Annotated in this window: 1 protein-coding gene; it reads right to left on the bottom strand. The window is 64.8% G+C overall.

What is annotated here, in order from left to right; genetic code table 11:
* On the bottom strand, window positions 1-577 hold a 577-nt coding region (locus PMI28_RS12170), incomplete at both ends, for a calcium-binding protein (protein WP_007987903.1).

The raw sequence follows: 577 nt of genomic DNA, 5'->3' as shown, positions 1-577 counted from the left end.
CTGCCGCCGAAAAACAGATTTTCGACGTTGGCACCCAGGGTGTAGCTCGCGAGCGAGGTCCAGACCGTGTCGTTGCCGCCACCGGCGTTCTCGCCTACCACGTCCCCAAGGTCGGTGACTTCGTAGATATCGTTGCCGGCACCGCCGACCATCGTGTCGGCACCCGCGCCACCGATGAGGACGTCGTTACCCGCACCGCCCACGAGCGTGTTGGCGAGCGCATTGCCGCTGCCCGCAAAGTTGCCGCTGCCGCCGAAAAACAGATTCTCGACGTTGGCACCCAGGCTGTAGCTCGCGAGCGAGGTCCAGACCGTGTCGCTGCCGGCACCGGCGAGCTCGATCACCACGTCCCCAAGGTCGGTGGCTTCGTAGATATCGCTGCCAGTACCACCGGCCATCGTGTCGGCACCTGCGCCACCGATGATGACGTCGTTACCCGCACCGCCCGCGATCGTATTGCCGAGCACGTTACCGGTGCCAGCGAAGTTGCCGCTGCCGCCGAAAAACAGATTCTCGACGTTGGCACCCAGGGTGTAGCTTGCGAGCGAGGTCCAGACCGTGTCGTTGCCGGCACCGG

The sequence above is a fragment of the Pseudomonas sp. GM48 genome, assembly GCF_000282335.1.
GTDB lineage: Bacteria > Pseudomonadota > Gammaproteobacteria > Pseudomonadales > Pseudomonadaceae > Aquipseudomonas.
This window is presented reverse-complemented; position numbering and strand designations above follow the sequence as displayed.